Annotated in this window: 9 protein-coding genes; 5 read left to right on the top strand and 4 right to left on the bottom strand. The window is 72.6% G+C overall.

Annotated elements, in window-relative coordinates:
* Positions 1 to 39 precede the first annotated feature (39 nt).
* From ACZ7MF_RS14855 to ACZ7MF_RS14845, 3 genes are read right to left on the bottom strand one after another with little or no spacing between them, the layout of a single operon-like run.
* Positions 40 to 3,045, bottom strand: coding sequence for a glycoside hydrolase family 2 TIM barrel-domain containing protein (locus tag ACZ7MF_RS14855; protein ID WP_471477166.1), 3,006 nt, complete (start codon positions 3,043 to 3,045; stop codon positions 40 to 42).
* Positions 3,042 to 5,645: a family 78 glycoside hydrolase catalytic domain gene (locus ACZ7MF_RS14850; RefSeq protein ID WP_471477165.1), complete on the bottom strand. Its 2,604-nt coding sequence runs from the start codon at positions 5,643 to 5,645 to the stop codon at positions 3,042 to 3,044. The genes ACZ7MF_RS14855 and ACZ7MF_RS14850 overlap by 4 nt, the downstream gene beginning before the upstream one ends.
* Positions 5,642 to 5,977, bottom strand: coding sequence for a hypothetical protein (locus ACZ7MF_RS14845; RefSeq protein WP_471477164.1), 336 nt, complete (start codon positions 5,975 to 5,977; stop codon positions 5,642 to 5,644). The genes ACZ7MF_RS14850 and ACZ7MF_RS14845 overlap by 4 nt, the downstream gene beginning before the upstream one ends.
* A 227-nt stretch (positions 5,978 to 6,204) precedes the next feature.
* On the opposite strand from ACZ7MF_RS14845, the gene ACZ7MF_RS14840 reads away from it, so the two are divergent.
* The 4 genes from ACZ7MF_RS14840 to ACZ7MF_RS14825 are packed head-to-tail and all read left to right on the top strand — an operon-like array spanning position 6,205 to position 12,365.
* Positions 6,205 to 7,935 (top strand): glycoside hydrolase family protein, encoded by a 1,731-nt coding sequence (locus ACZ7MF_RS14840; RefSeq protein ID WP_471477163.1) that lies wholly within the window; start codon positions 6,205 to 6,207, stop codon positions 7,933 to 7,935.
* The gene (locus ACZ7MF_RS14835; RefSeq protein ID WP_471477162.1) at positions 7,932 to 9,338 is read left to right on the top strand and encodes a glycoside hydrolase family 28 protein; all 1,407 of its coding nucleotides are present in this window, start codon (positions 7,932 to 7,934) and stop codon (positions 9,336 to 9,338) included. Before ACZ7MF_RS14840 ends, ACZ7MF_RS14835 begins: the two co-directional genes overlap by 4 nt.
* Entirely contained in the window at positions 9,338 to 10,684 is a 1,347-nt protein-coding gene (locus tag ACZ7MF_RS14830) for a glycoside hydrolase family 28 protein (protein ID WP_471477161.1), read from the top strand. The genes ACZ7MF_RS14835 and ACZ7MF_RS14830 overlap by 1 nt, the downstream gene beginning before the upstream one ends.
* A complete protein-coding gene (locus tag ACZ7MF_RS14825; RefSeq protein ID WP_471477160.1) occupies positions 10,665 to 12,365 on the top strand; it encodes an acyltransferase in 1,701 nt (566 codons plus the stop codon). Before ACZ7MF_RS14830 ends, ACZ7MF_RS14825 begins: the two co-directional genes overlap by 20 nt.
* Here ACZ7MF_RS14825 and ACZ7MF_RS14820 read toward each other — a convergent pair.
* On the bottom strand, positions 12,311 to 14,380 hold the full coding sequence (locus ACZ7MF_RS14820) for a hypothetical protein (RefSeq protein WP_471477159.1): 2,070 nt from the start codon (positions 14,378 to 14,380) through the stop codon (positions 12,311 to 12,313). The genes ACZ7MF_RS14825 and ACZ7MF_RS14820 overlap by 55 nt on opposite strands.
* 149 nt (positions 14,381 to 14,529) lie before the next feature.
* On the opposite strand from ACZ7MF_RS14820, the gene ACZ7MF_RS14815 reads away from it, so the two are divergent.
* On the top strand, positions 14,530 to 16,023 hold the full coding sequence (locus ACZ7MF_RS14815) for an ABC transporter substrate-binding protein (protein ID WP_471477158.1): 1,494 nt from the start codon (positions 14,530 to 14,532) through the stop codon (positions 16,021 to 16,023).
* Position 16,024 lies beyond the last annotated feature (1 nt).

Below are 16,024 nucleotides of genomic sequence, written 5' to 3'. Positions count from 1 at the left end.
GCACGGCAGCCGGGCGGGCGACGCCCACACGGACGGCGCTCACCCGGCCTCGCCGGGCCCGAGCGGTCGCAGCAGCAGCGCGAGCCGCCAGGTCCGAGGGCGCAGCCGGTGCTGCTCCAGGGGGCCGGGGCCGCAGGAAGCGCTGCCGAGACCGTGCTGCGCGGCGTCCACGTGCAGGTGGAGGCGGTCACCTGGCGTCAGGTCGTGCGGGTGGGCGGCCGCTTCGAGTTCCTCGGTGCTCCACGCCCGGACCGTCAGGCCGAAGGGCCGACCGTGGTCGGCGGCCTCGACGCGCAGCCCCGTCCCGGTCCCGGGGTCGACGAGCTCGGCCCAGCGCACCGCCGCGCGCCGCCCGTTCTCCTGCGGGACCACGTAGGGGGTCTGCAGCGCCGCCACGTCGGTGGTGAACAGGCCGACGCGGGCGGCCTGTTCGCTGTCCGGGTACGCCTCCCCCGGGCCCTTTCCGTACCAGCGGACCCGGTCGTGGCGGGCGGGCAGCGTGAAACGTACGCCGGCCCGCGGCAGGGTCGGGCCGTGCCACGGGCCGTCCGGGACGATGTCGACGGTCAGCCGCAGCGCGTCGCCGTGGGGTGTCCAGGTCTGCCGTACGCGCAGGCCGTGCGGCAGGCCGTCCGGTGCCATGCGGACCTGTACGACCAGCCGTTCGGGCCGACGCTCGACGGTCTCTGTGCGGGCGACCAGCCGGTCCAGCCCTGCGGCACGCCACTCCCGCAGTACCGAGTTGTCGCCCATCCCGCGGTCGTTCTCGGTGGGAGCGCGCCACATGTCGAGGTGGGGGCCGTCCAGGTCGAGGCGGCCCAGGGCGCGCAGCAGTCCGGTGTGCGCGTCGAACCGGGCGTCGGCCAGGGTCAGCCGGCGCCCACGGGCACCCGCTCGCGCCCGGTGCGCCGGGACACGGGCCTGCGCCCACGCCACCTCGTGCCCGGCCGGGGCCCACGGCTCGTCGGCGGCCAGGACCGCGCGGACCGTCAGCCACGTCTCTCCGGCCGGCCCGGTCGGGAGGGCGGGCAGCGTCGCCTCCGCCTCCTGGCGTGGGCCCACGGGGGGCACCTTCACCTCGCCCTGTGCCACCGGGACCCCGTCCGTCTCGAGGGTCCACGCGAACCGCAGGTGCGCCAGGCCCCGCACGTCGTACCTGTTGTACACCCGTATCCGCCCCGCGCCGGCGTCGATGCCGATGCCGACCGGCTCGACGGCCTTCTTGTACGCCGCGAGGCCGGGTGAGGGTGTGCGGTCGGGGAACAGCAGTCCGTCGATGCAGAAGGTGCCGCCGTGCGGGCTGTCCCCGAAGTCGCCGCCGTACGCGAAGTACGCGCGGCCCGCGTCGTCGGTGCGGCGCAGGCCGTGGTCGATCCACTCCCACACGAAGGCCCCGGCGCAGCGCGGGTGCCGTTCCAGGGTGCGCTGGTACTCGGTGAGGGAGCCGGGGCCGTTGCCCATGGCGTGGGCGTACTCGCACAGCAGGAAGGGCAGGCCGCGCCGGCGTCGCTCCAGGCCGGGCTCCGCGGCGGTCTCGTCGGGGGCCGGTTCCTCGTGGCGGCCGACGCGGTCGACCTCGGCCACGGAGGCGTACATGAGGCTGTAGAAGTCGGAGTGGCGGTAGGTGCGGTCCCGCTCGTAGTGCAGCGGCCGGGACGGGTCGCGCCCGCGGGTCCAGTCGGCGAGGGCGGCGAGGTTCGAACCGTGATGGCTCTCGTTGCCCAGGGACCAGATGACGACGCTGGGGTGGTTCTTGTCCCGTTCGACCATGCGGCGCATCCGGTCCAGGAGCATCGGCCGCCAGCGGGGGTCGTCGGCGGGGTTGCCCGCCCAGTCGGCGTGGATGAACCCGTGGGTCTCGATGTCGCACTCGTCGACCACCCACAGGCCCAGCTCGTCGCACAGGTCGAGGAAGGCGGGGTGCGGGGGGTAGTGGGCGGTGCGCACGGCGTTGATGTTGTTCTGTTTCATCAGGAGCAGGTCCTGGCGCATCGTGTCGACGCTGAGGGCACGCCCGTACTCGGGGTCGTGTTCGTGGCGGTTGACGCCGCGCAGCAGTACGGGGGCGCCGTTGACGGTGAAGACACCGCCTCGGATCGCCACGCTGCGGAAGCCGATGCGCAGGCCGACCGGCTCGGCGCCGGTGAGGGGGACGAGTTCGCCGGCGTAGAGGCGGGGGTGCTCGGCGCTCCACGGTTCGACACCGGGGAGGGTGAGGGGGCGGTCGGCGGGGTGGCGGTGGACGCCGAGTTCCGGCAGGGACAGGTGTGCGGGCACGTCGGTGTCGACGCGGAGGGTCCCGCTCCCCCGTTCGTGGTCGTAGGAGGCGTGCACGAAGTAGTCGCCCAGGGATCCGTCCGGGACTTCGAGGAGCGTCACGTCGCGGAAGATGCCCGGCAGCCACCACATGTCCTGGTCCTCCAGGTAGCTGCCGGAGGACCAGCGGTGGACCCGGACGGCGAGGTCGTTGCGGCCGGGGCGCAGCGCCCGACCGGCGTCGAATTCGGCGGGCAGCCGGCTGCCCTTGGAGGTGCCCAGTTCGCGGCCGTTGAGCCACACCTTGAAGCAGGAGTCGACGCCGTCGAAGCGCAGCACGCTGCCGGCCGTCCGCCAGCCGTCGGGCAGGTGGAAGGTGCGGTGGTGGTCGCCGGTCGGGTTGGCGTCGGGGACGTGCGGCGGGTCGATGGGGAACGGGTAGGCGGTGTTGGTGTAGCGCGGGATGCCGTGGCCGTGCAGGACCCAGTGCGAGGGGACGGGCAGCGGCGACCAGGTGCCGTCGGCGGCGGCGGAGCCGCGGGGGCCGTCGGGGCCGTCGGGGCCGCCCGGGCCGAGGAAGTCCAGGGGCGCGTCGGCGGTCGGCGACAGGCGGAAGGACCAGGTGCCGTTCAGGTCGAGCCGGGCCGCGCCGGAGGTGAAGCGGGCGCGGGGCGGGCGGCGCCCGGTGCCGGGGGTGAGGTCGGTCCAGTACGGCGCCGTTCCCGTGCCGCCGGGCTCCGGCGGCTCGCCCTGCGCGGACTCCTGCGCTGTATCGTCCGGTTTCGTCAACTGCCCCTCGTCTCTTGACAGATCGGTCCGGACCTTGCTGGAGCGGCTTCACGCGACCACCCGCCCGGCACCGTGAACTCCCAGGTGCCGGGCGGCACCTCGTGTATGTCGCGTCCGCCGTCCGGCAGGGGCAGTTCCACCCGCGAGGGCGCCCCCGGCGGCAGTGCGACGGTCAGCCGGAACTCGTCCGGACCCCGGTGCCAGGTCACGTCGGCCCGGCCGCGGGGCGTCTCGTACCAGGCGCTCGCCCAGGTGAGGCCGCCCACCGGGGCGGGCCGGACGACGATGTGGTCGTACGCGACCGAGTCCGCGGCCTGTCGCAGGCCCACCAGGGACGCGGTGAGCCACTCGGCGGCGGCGCCGAGCATGAAGTGGTTCTGCGAGGAGCCGCGGGTGGGCCCGTCCCAGCGTTCCGTCAGGGCCGTCGCCCCGTGGGCGAGTTGGTATCCGTAGCTCGGGCTGTCCGTGCGGCTGAGCAGGTCCCACACGACGTCGTCGCGGTCGTGCGCGGACAGGACGCGCAGCAGCGCGGGGAGGGCGATCTCGCCGACGGTGACGTGGTCGTCGGCGGCGCGGATCGCGGCGACGAGATGGTGCAGCACGGCCGGCCGTTCGCCGGGCGGCACCGCGCCGGTCTCCAGGGCGAGCGCGGCGCAGGCCTGGCTGCCGCTGCCGTACGTGTGACGGTCCGGGTCGAAGAACTCCGCGTGGAAGGCCCCGGCGATCCGGCACGCGAGCCGCCGGTGGGCGGCGGCGTCGGCCGTGCGCCCGATCGCCTCGGCGATGTCGCCCAGCGCGGTGGCGATGCGGTGGTGGGCGTAGGTCGCGGTGACGGCTTTGGGGGTGGAGTCGTCGAAGGTGATCCAGTCGCCGAGGCCGTGGCGCAGCAGCAGCCCGTCCTCGGAACGGGAGTGCAGGTGCTCGAGGTAGCGCAGCATGTCGGGGTAGTGGTTGCGCAGGATCGTCGTGTCGCCGTACGTCCGGTACAGGTGCCAGGGGGCGAGGACCAGGGCGCCGCCCCAGTTGGGGTCGTCGCGGAACTTGTCCTCGAACACCTTGTATTCGGGGGCGATCCCCGGAACGAGTCCCGACTCGGTCTGCGCGTCGGCCATGTCGCGCACGAGTTTGCGGTAGTGGGCGGCGACGTCGTAGCCGCCCGACACGGCGGGGAAGACGAGGTGGGTCTGCTCCAGCCAGCCGAGTTTCTCGCGGTGCGGGCAGTCGGTGAGGACGCTGTACATGTTGCCCTGCACGGCACGGTCGATGAGCCGGTGGATGCCGTTCAGCAGGTCGGAGGAGCAGCTGAAGCCGCCGGCGCGGGGATTGGCGGCGCGCATCACCTCGCCGCGCACGGTGTCCGGGGCGGGCGGGCCGGGCAGCTGCTCGACCTGGAGGTAGCGGAAGCCGTGGTAGACGGTCGACGGGGCCCATTCCTCGCCTCCCGGATCCCCGCGCAGGGTGTATTGGTCGTAGCAGGGGCTGCCGGTGAAGCGCTGGTTCACCGTGCCGTCGGCGGTGAGGAGTTCGCCGGGCCGGATCACGACGGCGGTTCCCGCGGGCCCGGTGACCTTCAGGCGCGGCCGGCCGGCGATGTTCACGCCGAGGTCGAAGACGTGGATGCCGGGCCGCGGTTGGCTCGTCGAGACCGGGGTGATGCTGTCGACGACCTCGACGGGCGGATGGGTGCGGGCGGTCAGCCGCACGCCGTCGAGCGGTGCGGGCACGGCGGGGCTCCAGGTCCGGCGGTCGTGGCCGGGGCTGTCCCAGCCGTGCGGTGCGAGGCGGGCGTCGTGTTCCTCGCCGCCGAACCAGGCGGACAGGGTGATCGGACCCTCGGCGGTGCGCCAGGTCGGGTCGGTGACGAGCGTGGTGGAGGTGCCGTCCTCGTGGACGACGTACAGCAGCGCGCGGGCCCGGGGTCGGCCGTGGTCGAGGTGCAGTTTGGCGTACCGTCCCGGCACCCGGGGGGCGTGGGCGATGCCGTTGCCCAGGCTCAGCCCCACGGTGTTGTCGCCCGCGCGCAGTGCCTCGGTGATGTCGTACGTGGCGTACAACAGGCGCTTGTCGTAGGCGGTGCAGCCGGGTTCGAGGAGGGCGGGGCCGGCGGCGACGCCGTTGACGGTCGCCTCGTAGGTGCCGAGGGCCGTCGCGTACAGGCGGGCCGTGACCGGGGCGTGCGGCAGGTGGAAGTCCTTGGCCAGCAGGGGCAGTCGGGAGGACGCGTCGGTCTGCTGTGCCGTGATCCACTGGGCTCCGGCCCAGTCGGACTCCGTGGGCAGGCCGGTCTCCCAGGTGGCGGCGGCGCTCCAGGGTGAGGGCCGGTCGTCGCACCAGGTACGCACCCGCCACCAGACGCGTCGCCGGGCGCCGGGCGGCTTGCCGTCGAAGCGGATGCCGGTGCTGCGGGGTCCGGCCACGCGTCCGCTGTCCCACAGGTCGCACGCGTCGGATTCGAGCAGGTCGGGGCCGGTGGCCGCGTGGACCTGGTAGGCCTGCTGCCTCCCGCTGCCGAGCCGCCAGGAGAGGTCGGGGTGCTGGTCGTCGATGCCGAGCGGTTCGCCGAGGTGGGCGGTGCGCAGGGTGTGCGGTGCGGTGGTCACGTCCCGGGCTCCCTGGGTGGGTCGGTGATGCGGGCGGTGGCGCCGGTCCGTCCGGTGACTCGGCAGAAGAGGTCGACCGGGCCTGCCTGTCCGCCCTTGAGGACGAGCGACACGCCGTCGATGAGTGGGTCGTCGCAGCTCAGGAGGCACAGGGCGGCGTCGGGGGCGAGCAGGATGCCGATCTCGGCGCTGCGGGCGCCCAGCCGGTGCACCACCCGGCCCGCCCCTTCGTGACCGAGGACCACGGGGGCGCGCGGAAGGGGTGACGGCCGCGGAACGGCGCACTTCTCGATCTCGATCCTGGCGACCTGTCTTCGTACGGCCGTGCGCATCAGCCCTCCGATCGCCTCCCCCACCCTCTCTCGCTCATGGTGGCATGCCACTTGGGAGAGGCAGATGACGGGAACCGTAAAACTCCCCGACAGGCGCGTCAACACCCGAACTGATGCGATCACACGGCCATTTCCTGCGATTTCACTCCCTCTTGACGCCCCTCACCACCGCGCTTAGCGTTCTCGTCGTTCCACCGCATCACTGCCCCTCCGGATTCCGAGACGGCGTGACCAAGATGACTGGCATACCAGCAACCCTCCTCCTGGAAGAACGGGCCGAGCTGGCGATGAACGCGGTCGCGGGCCTGGCCGACGACGACCTCGACGGCATCCCCTTCTTCGGCGCCGACCTCCTGGCCGACCCCGCCGAACTGCGCCACGGCGACTGGGACTACGGATCGAGTCACGGCCGGCTCACCGACGCCTGCGTCCTGGCCCGCCACATGACCGGCGCCTCGACGTGGACCGACGTCGAGGCGAGGTACAAGAAGACGCTGCTCGCCCTCGTCGGCGAGGACGGGCTCACCAGGCGGCGCCGCCATCCGCGCGGGCACTGGGAGCCCCACGCCAACCTCATCGACCAGCGCGCCACCCTGCTCGCCCTGACCAGCTGGTACCAGGACAGCGGCGACGAGGAGGCGGGTGCGGCGGCCGACCGGCTCGTGGCCGCTCTGCACCGGATCGCGGTCAAGGAACGCGACGTCTGGTACTTCCCCGCGTCGGAGTACACGGACCGGGGCTGGCCGTCGGCGAACGCGGTGCAGTTGCACCTGGCGCCCGACCCGGCGTCGTTCTGCGGGCGGCTCATCATGCCGCTGCTGCGCTGGCACCGGCTGACCGGGAACGAACAGGCGTGGGAGCTGTGCGGCTGGTTCACGCGGCTGATCACCGAGTACAGCGGAGTGTTCCTGCCGGACGGATCGTTCAACCCGGCGCTCGCCTACCGCAGCGGACACTTCCACACCCGCCTCGGCACGCTGGACGGGCTCGCCAAGTACGCGGTGGCCTCGGTCGACCACGCGCTGACCGAGTTCGTGCGCCGCGGGTTCGACTGGGCGCTCGGCCAGTGCACGGGCTTCGGCTGGACCCCGGGAGACCTGGCCGGTCAGCGTTTCGAGCACGAGACCTGCTCCCTCGTCGACCTGATCGCCATCGCCGGCACCCTCGCCGGGGCGGGCCACGGCGCCTACTGGACGGTCCTGGAACGGTTCCTGCGGGGCCACCTCACCTCCGCGCAGCTCCAGGACGTCTCCTGGGTCCGCTCGGCACCCGACCGCGGCACCGACGAACCGGGGTGGATCACCCGCCACCGGGTCGGCGAGCGGGTGCGCGGCGCCTTCGCCGGATACGGCGCCCCCAACGACTACGTGTCGGACTCCGTGCTGGGCCGGGGCCACACCGCCGACGTGCAGGCCTGCTGCGTGGGCTCGGGCGTGCGCGGCCTGTTCACCGGCTGGACCCTCGCGGTCACCGGCGACGAGCGGCTCGTCCGGGTCGACCTGCTGCTCAACCGCGGCAGCAGGTTCGTGAACGTCCTCAGCCACCTCCCCCACACCGGACGCGTCGACCTCGACATCCGTCAGGACTGCCGCGAGCTGCGCCTGCGCGTACCGGAGTGGGCGGGATACACCCACCTGCGCGTCACCCGCACCGCCCCCGGGCACCCCGAGCGCACCCACCACGGGAGCGAGGTGGGCCTGTGGGCGCCGGACGGCACGCTGAGCGTCGCCGCACCACGCGCCGGGGAGCGCGTCACCGTCACGTTCCCCCTCCCCGAAACCGTCACGGACGAGAGCGCCGCCGGCCGCGACTACCGCGTGCACTGGCGGGGCGACGACGTCATCGGCATCGAACCGGAAGGCAGGATCCGTCCCATGTACCCGACCCGCACTCCCGCTCCGCAGGCCCCTCTGCGCGAGCACACCCTTCAGGTGCCCGCCGAGGAGTGGTCCTGGTGAGCGCGCCGGGCCGCCGGGCCTTCCTCGCCGCGGCGGGCGTCGCCGCGGCCGGTGTCGCGGGCAGCTCGGCCGCGCACGCGGCGGAGCCCGCCGTGCCCGGTGCCGAGCGCCGGGCCGCCCGTATCCTCGCCGGGGTGCACGCCCCGCGCTTTCCGCGTCGGCGGGTGCTGATCACCGACCACGGCGCCGTCGGCGACGGCGAGCACGACTGCACGCAGGCCATCCGCTCGGCCGTGGCGGCGTGTGCGCGGGCGGGCGGCGGCCACGTGGTCGTACCGCCCGGCGAGTGGCTGACCGGCGCCATCCACCTGCGCGACCGGATCGACCTCCACCTGGAAGCGGGTGCCACCCTGCGCTTCAGCCAGGATCCGGCCGCCTATCTGCCGGCCGTGTACAGCCGCTACGAGGGCATCGAGTGCTACAACTACTCGCCCTTCGTGTACGCGTACGACTGCCACACCGTCGCGCTCACCGGACGCGGCACCCTGGACGGACAGGCCGACGCGACCCACTGGTGGCACTGGACGAAGGGGGTCGACGACGAACCGGCCCCGCAGACGCCCGACATCCAGCAGCTGATCGCCTGGGGGGAGGCGGGCGTGCCGGTGGCCGAGCGGACGTTCGGTGCCGGACATCATCTGCGACCGAACATGATCCAGTTCTACCGCTGCCGAGACGTGCTCGTCGAAGGCGTCACCGTGCGCAACTCCCCCATGTGGAACATCCATCCGGTGCTGTGCCGCAACGTCACCGTCCGCGGAGTCACCGTGGACAGCCCGGTCGGCCCCAACAACGACGGCTGCAACCCCGAGTCCTGCTCCTACGTCCTCATCCAGGACTGCGTGTTCGACACCGGCGACGACTGCATCGCGTTCAAGGCGGGAAAGAACACCGACGGACGGCGCGTCGGGGTGCCCATGGAGCATGCCCTGGTCGAGCGGTGCGAGATGGCGGACGGACACGGCGGGGTCACCATCGGCAGCGAGACCTCCGGCGGGGTCCGCGACATCGTCGCCCGGCACTGCCGCATGGACAGCCCGAACCTGGACCGGGCCATCCGCATCAAGTCCAACCCGATGCGCGGCGGTTACGTGCGCGACATCCTCTGCCACGACATCACGGTCGGCGAGGTCGGGGACGCGGTCGTGGAGATCGCGCTCAACTACGAACGGCTGGAGAGCGGCGACTTCTACCCCGACGTGCGCGACATCGCGGTGCACCGGCTCACCACCCGTTCGGGGCCGCGCGCCTGGACGTTCATCGGCAACGACGCCAACCCGATTCGCGGCGTGCTGCTGAGCGACTGCGCCTTCGACGGCATGACGGGCCCGAACGAGCAGCGCAACATCGAGGGTCTGGTCCTGCGCCGCGTCACCGTCAACGGCGAGGAGGCCACGACCTGATGGCAGCACCGGACGGACCGGGCCCGGAGCCGGCTGCCGATCCCTGGAGCGAGGCCGACGCCGTCCTCGCCCGTGTCGTGCCGCCCCGCTTTCCCGACCGCATCTTCCCCGTGACCCGGTTCGGGGCGCGCGGCGACGCCCGGACCGACTGCACCCTCGCCCTGCGCCGCGCCGTCGTCGCCTGCCACACCGCGGGCGGCGGGCGGGTCACCGTGCCGCCGGGCGTCTTCCTCACCGGTCCGGTCCGACTGCTCAGCCACGTCGAACTGCACCTCGAAGAGGGAGCCACCCTGCGCTTCAGCCAGGACCCGGCCCGGTACCTGCCGCCCGTGCTCACCCGCTTCCAGGGCGTCGAGTGCTACGGCTACTCGCCGCTCGTCTACGCCCTCGACGAGCGCGACATCGCGGTCACCGGCCGCGGAGTGCTGGACGGCCAGGCCGACGAGGAACACTGGTGGCCGTGGTCCGGGCAGGCGGAGTTCGGCTGGCGCCCGGGGATCCGGCATCAGGAGGAGGACTGGCCGCAGCTGTGGCGGCAGGCCGAGGACGGTGACCCGGTCGAGCAGCGGGTGTACGCCGACGGCCGGCGCTTCCGCCCCAACTTCATCGAGTTCCAGCGGTGCCGCGGCGTCCTCGTCGAGGGCGTCACGATCGTCCGCTCCCCAATGTGGGAGATCCACCCGGTGCTGTGCAGCAACGTCCTCGTCCAGGACGTCACCATCGACAGCATCGGGCCCAACAACGACGGGATCGACCCCGAGTCCTGTCGCGACGTGGTGATCCGGCGCTGCGACATCACCGCCGGGGACGACTGCATCGCCATCAAGTCGGGGCGGGAGGCCGACGGTCGCCGGGTCGCGACGCCCAGCGAGAACATCGTCATCGAGGACTGCGCGCTGCGCCACCGCTACGGGGCCGTCACCCTGGGCAGCGACATGACCGGGGGCATCCGGAACGTGTACGTGCGCCGCTGCCGCATCGGCGGCCCCGGGCTCTACTTCGGCCTCTACATCAAGACGAACTCGGTACGCGGCGGCTTCGCCGAGAACATCCACCTCGCGGACCTGACGGTCACCAACCTGACCAAGGAGTTCCTCACCTGCGACTTCCACCGCGGCGAGGGCGACACCGGCGCGTTCCCGCCACGGGTGGGCGGCATCAGCGTCATCCGTGCCACCGTGGACCGGGCCCGCCGGGCCGTCCTGGCACGCGGCTACGAGCACGCGCCGATCCGGGAACTGCGCCTCGAGGACTGCCACTTCGGAAGGCTGACGGACGCGGACGTCGTCGAGTGCGTGGACGGATTCGTACGGGAGAAGGTGACCGGTGGGTTCGGCGGACGGTGAGACGAGGCCCGGGCGGTTCGACTACTGCCCGTGGGAGTTCTGGAGCAGGAGCGACGACGAGCAGCGCGCGGCCCAACTGGCCCATCAGACGGTGCTGGCCGAGGAGATACGGGCGGGCGGGGGCACGGCGGAGTTCGGGGAGCGGGTGTTCGTGTCGCCGTGGGCGGGCGTGCAGGCCGAGACCCTCCTCCTGGGCGACCGTTCGTACATCGGCGCCCACGCCGTGGTCACCGACGAGGTGCGCATGGGCCGCAACTGCACCCTCAACCCCTTCTCCACGGCCCGCGGCCGGGTGAGGACCGGTGACGGCGTGCGGGTGGGCGCCCACACCTCGCTGCTCGGCTTCAACCACGGCTTCGCCCCAGGGGAGCCGGTCCACCGCCAGCCCCTCACCTCGAAGGGCATCGTCATCGGCGACGACGTGTGGATCGGCTCCCACGTCGTCGTGGTGGACGGAGTGACCATCGGCGACCACTGCGTCGTCGGGGCGGGCGCGGTCGTCACCAGGGACCTCCCCGCCTGGTCGGTGGCGGCGGGCAACCCGGCCCGTCGCCTCAAGGACAGGCGGGGCACGTCGCCGGAGAGCCCGCCGAGCGCCGGTACCCGGCCGGGGGGCAGTCTCGACGCCCGGCTCGAACGGTTCGCGCGGCGCGCCCGCGAGCAGGCGGCCGAGGTGCTCGAACGCTGCCGCACGGACGAGGCGTGGACCGACCGGCCCGGTGTCCCGCCCACCGTGCGCGCGACGTGCGACGCCGTGGAGATCGCGGCGCTGCTGCTGGGCGGACCGCCACCCGGTGCCGACGGTGCCGAGCTCGTCGAACGCCTGCGCGCATGGCAGGACCCCGCGACGGGTCTGGTGCCCGAGTTCGGACGCGAGGCGCCCGGCCTCGACGACGACACCGCGCTGTACCACATCCTCAGCGTCGGTTACGCGCTCGATCTGCTCGGCTCGCGCTTCGCGCACCCGGTGCGGGCGGTCACCGAGATGCCGCCCGCACAGGTGGTGGAGCGTCTGGACGGCTTGCCGTGGTCCACCCGGGCGTGGCGCAGCGGGCACTGGGTGGACGGGGTCGCGACCGCGCTCCACTTCGCCTCCGCCGGCGCGCCGGACTCCCCCGCCACCGCCAGTTCCTCGCCCCAGGTGGAGGCGTTGTTCGGATGGCTGCTGACGCGGGCCGATCCGGGGCACGGCCTGTGGGGCGACCCGGATGCGAAGGAGGGCTGGCGGCAGCCCGTGAACGGCTTCTACCGGACGGTGCGCGGCACCTTCGCGCAGTTCGGGCTTCCCGTGCCGTATCCGGAGCGGACCGTGGACACGGTGCTCACGCACAGCCGGAACCCGGCGTGGTTCGGTCCCGACCGGGGCACGGCCTGTGACGTCCTCGACGTCATCCAGCCGCTGTGGTTGTGTGCCCGGCGCACGGAGCACCGCCTCGCCGAGGGCCGGGACTGGGCCCGGGGACAGCTCGAGCGGGTTCTCAGCCGGTGGCAGGACGGGGCGGGGTTCTCCTTCGCGCTGGAGCCGGGTGACCGCCCGGACCGCGTCGCGGGGCTCCAGGGCACGGAGATGTGGCTGGCCGTCACCTGGCTCCTCGCCGACCACCTCGGGGTCGGCGAGGCACTCGGTTACCGTCCCCGGGGCGTGCACCGGCCCGAGCCGGCCCGCACGGGCGCAGCCTGACCGGCCCGGTCGGCCCGGTCGACCCGCATGCGCAGGGCCTGGGACAGCACCTGGGCCGTCACCCAGGACGGGTTCCAGGTGTTGCTGGTCCCCCGCTCCTGCCAGTTGGTGGGGAAGAACCCCTCCGCCTGCTCACCGGTCTCGGCGAAGCCCCACTCCCCCGGTCGGGTGCAGATGCCCTGTCCGAAGGCGTTCAGGACCAGCTCGCCCAGCTCGCGGTAGACGGGCCGGCCCACGAGGTCCCCGAGGCGGGCGAGCTCGTACGCCGGGAAGAACACGTCGACGTGGTGGTTCTGGACGCTGACGCCGGGCCAGCCGGTGGTGGCGAACGCGCCGTCCCGGAAGGGCGGGTCCCACTGGTAGACCCAGGTGAGCAGCCAGTCGGCCGCTTCCTGGGCCCGCGAGGCCCAGCGCTTCTTGCCGGTGAGCAGCAGTAGCTCGTACGCGCACAGGAAGTACGCGATGCCGCCCTCCTTGTCCTCGCAGGCCGCGTCGAGGGTGGCGCGCGCGAAGGGCGTCGCGTAGTCGTGGGCGTACCGCTGGTGGTAGTGCTCCACGAGGGCCTCGGCGGTGCGCAGCAGGTCCCGCTCCCCGGTGACACGGGAGGCCTTCAGCATGGCCAGCACGCAGGGCAGTCCGGCCGTCCCCGGCTCGCTGGGCAGGCGTGAGCCGTCCAGGCGCCAGCCGAAGGGCGGCGGGCCGTCGTCGCAGGCCGCGCGCACGCCTTCGACAAGCGCCCGCACCCACCCGTACGGGACGGCGTGTCCGTGTCCGCGGAACAGTTCGACGACGTCGGCGAGGTCGCACAGGGTGTCGCCGAGGGCGCGGGCCGAGACGAACGGTCCGTCCTCCCCGGTGAAGCCCGACCAGGTCCGGTCCTCGGTGGCGTAGAAGCTCAGCCGGAGGCCGGGGGCCGCGGTGACGGTGCTGCCGTCGAGGTAGAAGTTGACCGCCCGGCGGCAGCGTTCGACGCGCCAGGTCTCGCCGTGCTCGAGGCCGATGCGCGCGTCGCACCACGCGAGTTTGAGGCACTGTCCGGTCCATCCGTACATGAATCCGGCGGTGTGACCGGGGCCGGTGAACTTCAGGTAGCCGGCGACGTCCTCGCGGTCGTGCCGGCGCCGGTCGAGCGCGGCCGTCTTGAGCCGTACGATCCGGTCCAGTGACAGGGGGCTCGCGCCGCGCGGCCGGTACAGGCCGAGGCCCCGGTGCACGAGCGCCCGGAAGCCGTGTCCGGGGCGTGCGGGGCGCCCCCAGTCCAGGACGTGGTGACCGCGGAACTCACCGCCGGGCCGGAGGTCGAGGTATCCCCCGTCGTGGGGCGCGGTGCGTCCCTTGTGGACATAGACCGTGTCGGGTCGCCCGTTGAACAGCAGCGCGCCGCTGAGGGCCAGCAGGGTGACGCCGGTGGTGTCGTGTGTCGCACCGAGGGAGCCCTGGCCCGGGCGGGCCGCGTAGAGGGTGGCGTACCGGGGCTCCTTGTCGGTGCTCCACTCGGCGTGGACGCAGGGGACGGGCAGCCGGTGCTCCTCGACGACGAGGCCGCCGCCCGGGCCCGCGGCGAGGCGCGGCACGGTGCGGGCCGGGTCGGCCGACGGGTTGCCGCGGTACAGGACCTGGGGAAGGGTGACCGCTTCGGGTGTACGGGCGGGCAGCGGCAGTGCGATCCCCAGCACGGCGTCCGTGCGGGCGGTGTCCCCGGTGTTGTGCCAGGTGGTCCGCAGGTGCAGCAGGTCCCCGGCGAAGGCCAGGTCCAGGAGCACTTCCAGTCCGGGCGGGCCGGCGAGGGTGCAGTGCGCCCGGAGGCCGTTCCCGGTGTGCGCGACCGCGCAGGTGCGCACGCCGGGACGGGCCGGAGTCCAGGGCCGCCCGGTGGAGACGACGAACAGGTCGTCCAGTGCGACGCGCAGGCGGGTGACGCTGTCGGGCGAGGTGTGTCCGAGAACCAGGCGGGGCGTGCCGCGGCTCTCCCGGGTGATCTCCACGAACCTGTCTCCGCCACCGATGCGGAACATTTACAACTCCCAACTCTGTAGCGAGTGTTGACCGCCGGAGATGTCAGCGGAACCATTGTGGCATTCGGCTGGCATACCAGTGGCGTTCCGTCATGGATTTCCTGCCCGCTCCAGCCGGCGATCCCCCTCCGGAAGAGAGGCACATCCCAATGACCGCACTCCCGAAGGACAGCGAACAGCAACCGTCGTCCACCACGAGCCGCCGGAAGTTCGTCGCCGCGTCGGCAGCGGTGGGCGCGGCGGCGCTGACCGGTGCGTCACTCGCCGCGTCCGCCCCCGCTCAGGCACGTACCGCGTCCGGGCGGGCGACGGCCGCCCGGACGGCGGGGGCCGTGTGCACCACCGTCCCCAACCGGTACGACGAGCCGTTCGAGGTCTGCGACGACGAACTGTTCGTCTTCATGGCCAACTACAAGCCCTTCGAGAACCCCGGCTTCTTCGACACGGTCGCCGGAGACGCCCTGCGCGCCGCCTTCCCCGGTCTCAAGATCAAGGCCGCGGCCTGGGACATGCCGATCCGCTACGAGGATCTCGACAAGGCCGGCGTCGTGCCCGACCTCATCATCGAGGACCCCCGCCGGCGCATCGACCGGGACCTGGAGCCGCGCGGCTGGCTGCGCGACCTCACCGACGAGATCCGCACCGCCGGCATCGACATCGGCTCGCTCAACCCGGCCGCCGTCGAGCAGATCAGAGCCCGCTCGGACGGCGGACTGTACGGAGTGCCGCTGTTCGTCGACGAGTTCGTGCTGCTCCACAACAAGAAGATCTTCGACATGAAGGGGCTGAGGCCGCCGACCAACGGTGTCACCTACGACGAGGCGTTCCGCCTCGCCAAGAAGCTGACCTTCGAACGGGACCTGGTCGCCTACAAGGGCTACCTGCAACACCCCGACCTCTACCTGGAGTTCAACCAGCTCGGGCTGTACCCGTTCGTCCCGGGCACGAGCGAGACCCCGGCGCCCGAGGACGTCAGGGTGAACATCACCTCGGCGGGCTGGCAGCGTCTCGGCAGCAACCTGGAACGCTTCCTGCTCCACCCGCACAACATCTTCACCAGCGTCGACGAGTACCTCACGGCCGGATCCGTGGCGATGGCCGTGGACAGCCTCTGGAAGCTCAACGCCTACGCCCTCAGTCCCCTGTACCTCCAGGAGGACGACGCCGCCGAGTGGACCGAGCTGGCCAAGAAGGTCGAGCTGGGCGTCACCTCGGTGCCGGTGCTGGGCAGGGGCGACAACGCCGTGTACCAGCCCAACACCATGGCGGCGTTCCTGCCCCCGCAGTCGAAGAAGAAGGCACAGGCCCTCCAGGTCCTCAAGTGGCTGGTGTCGCAGGAGGCCCAGGTCGAGCTCTCCCGGCACGGCATGAAGCCCGCGCTGCGTTCGCGGGCCGTCGAGGCGGCCTTCGGTGCCGCGATCCCGGAGCTGAAGGGGATCGACACCTCGGGCGTCTTCTGGGGGGACAACGCCGTCGTCACGGACTACCGGAACACCGAGTACTGGGACATCCCCATGTACATGGTGTTCCGGCAGCACGTGCTGAAGGACGGGCTGCGGGTGTCGTCCGCGCTGGAGGTCACCGAGAAGGTCGACATCCCGGCGTACATCAAGTCCCAGGTCGAGCTGGGCTTCGACTGGTGAC

The organism is Streptomyces sp. NPDC111628, assembly GCF_055635195.1.
Note: the sequence above shows the minus strand (reverse complement) of the source record. Positions and strands in the feature narration are given on the sequence as shown.

What these genes read in the sequence shown, in the direction of transcription:
- ACZ7MF_RS14845 (WP_471477164.1), bottom strand. Translation starts at nt 5,977, where the DNA reads ATGCGCACGGCCGTACGAAGACAGGTCGCCAGGATCGAGATCGAGAAG.
- ACZ7MF_RS14830 (WP_471477161.1), top strand. Translation starts at nt 9,338, where the DNA reads ATGGCAGCACCGGACGGACCGGGCCCGGAGCCGGCTGCCGATCCCTGG.
- ACZ7MF_RS14820 (WP_471477159.1), bottom strand. Translation starts at nt 14,380, where the DNA reads ATGTTCCGCATCGGTGGCGGAGACAGGTTCGTGGAGATCACCCGGGAG.
- ACZ7MF_RS14815 (WP_471477158.1), top strand. Translation starts at nt 14,530, where the DNA reads ATGACCGCACTCCCGAAGGACAGCGAACAGCAACCGTCGTCCACCACG.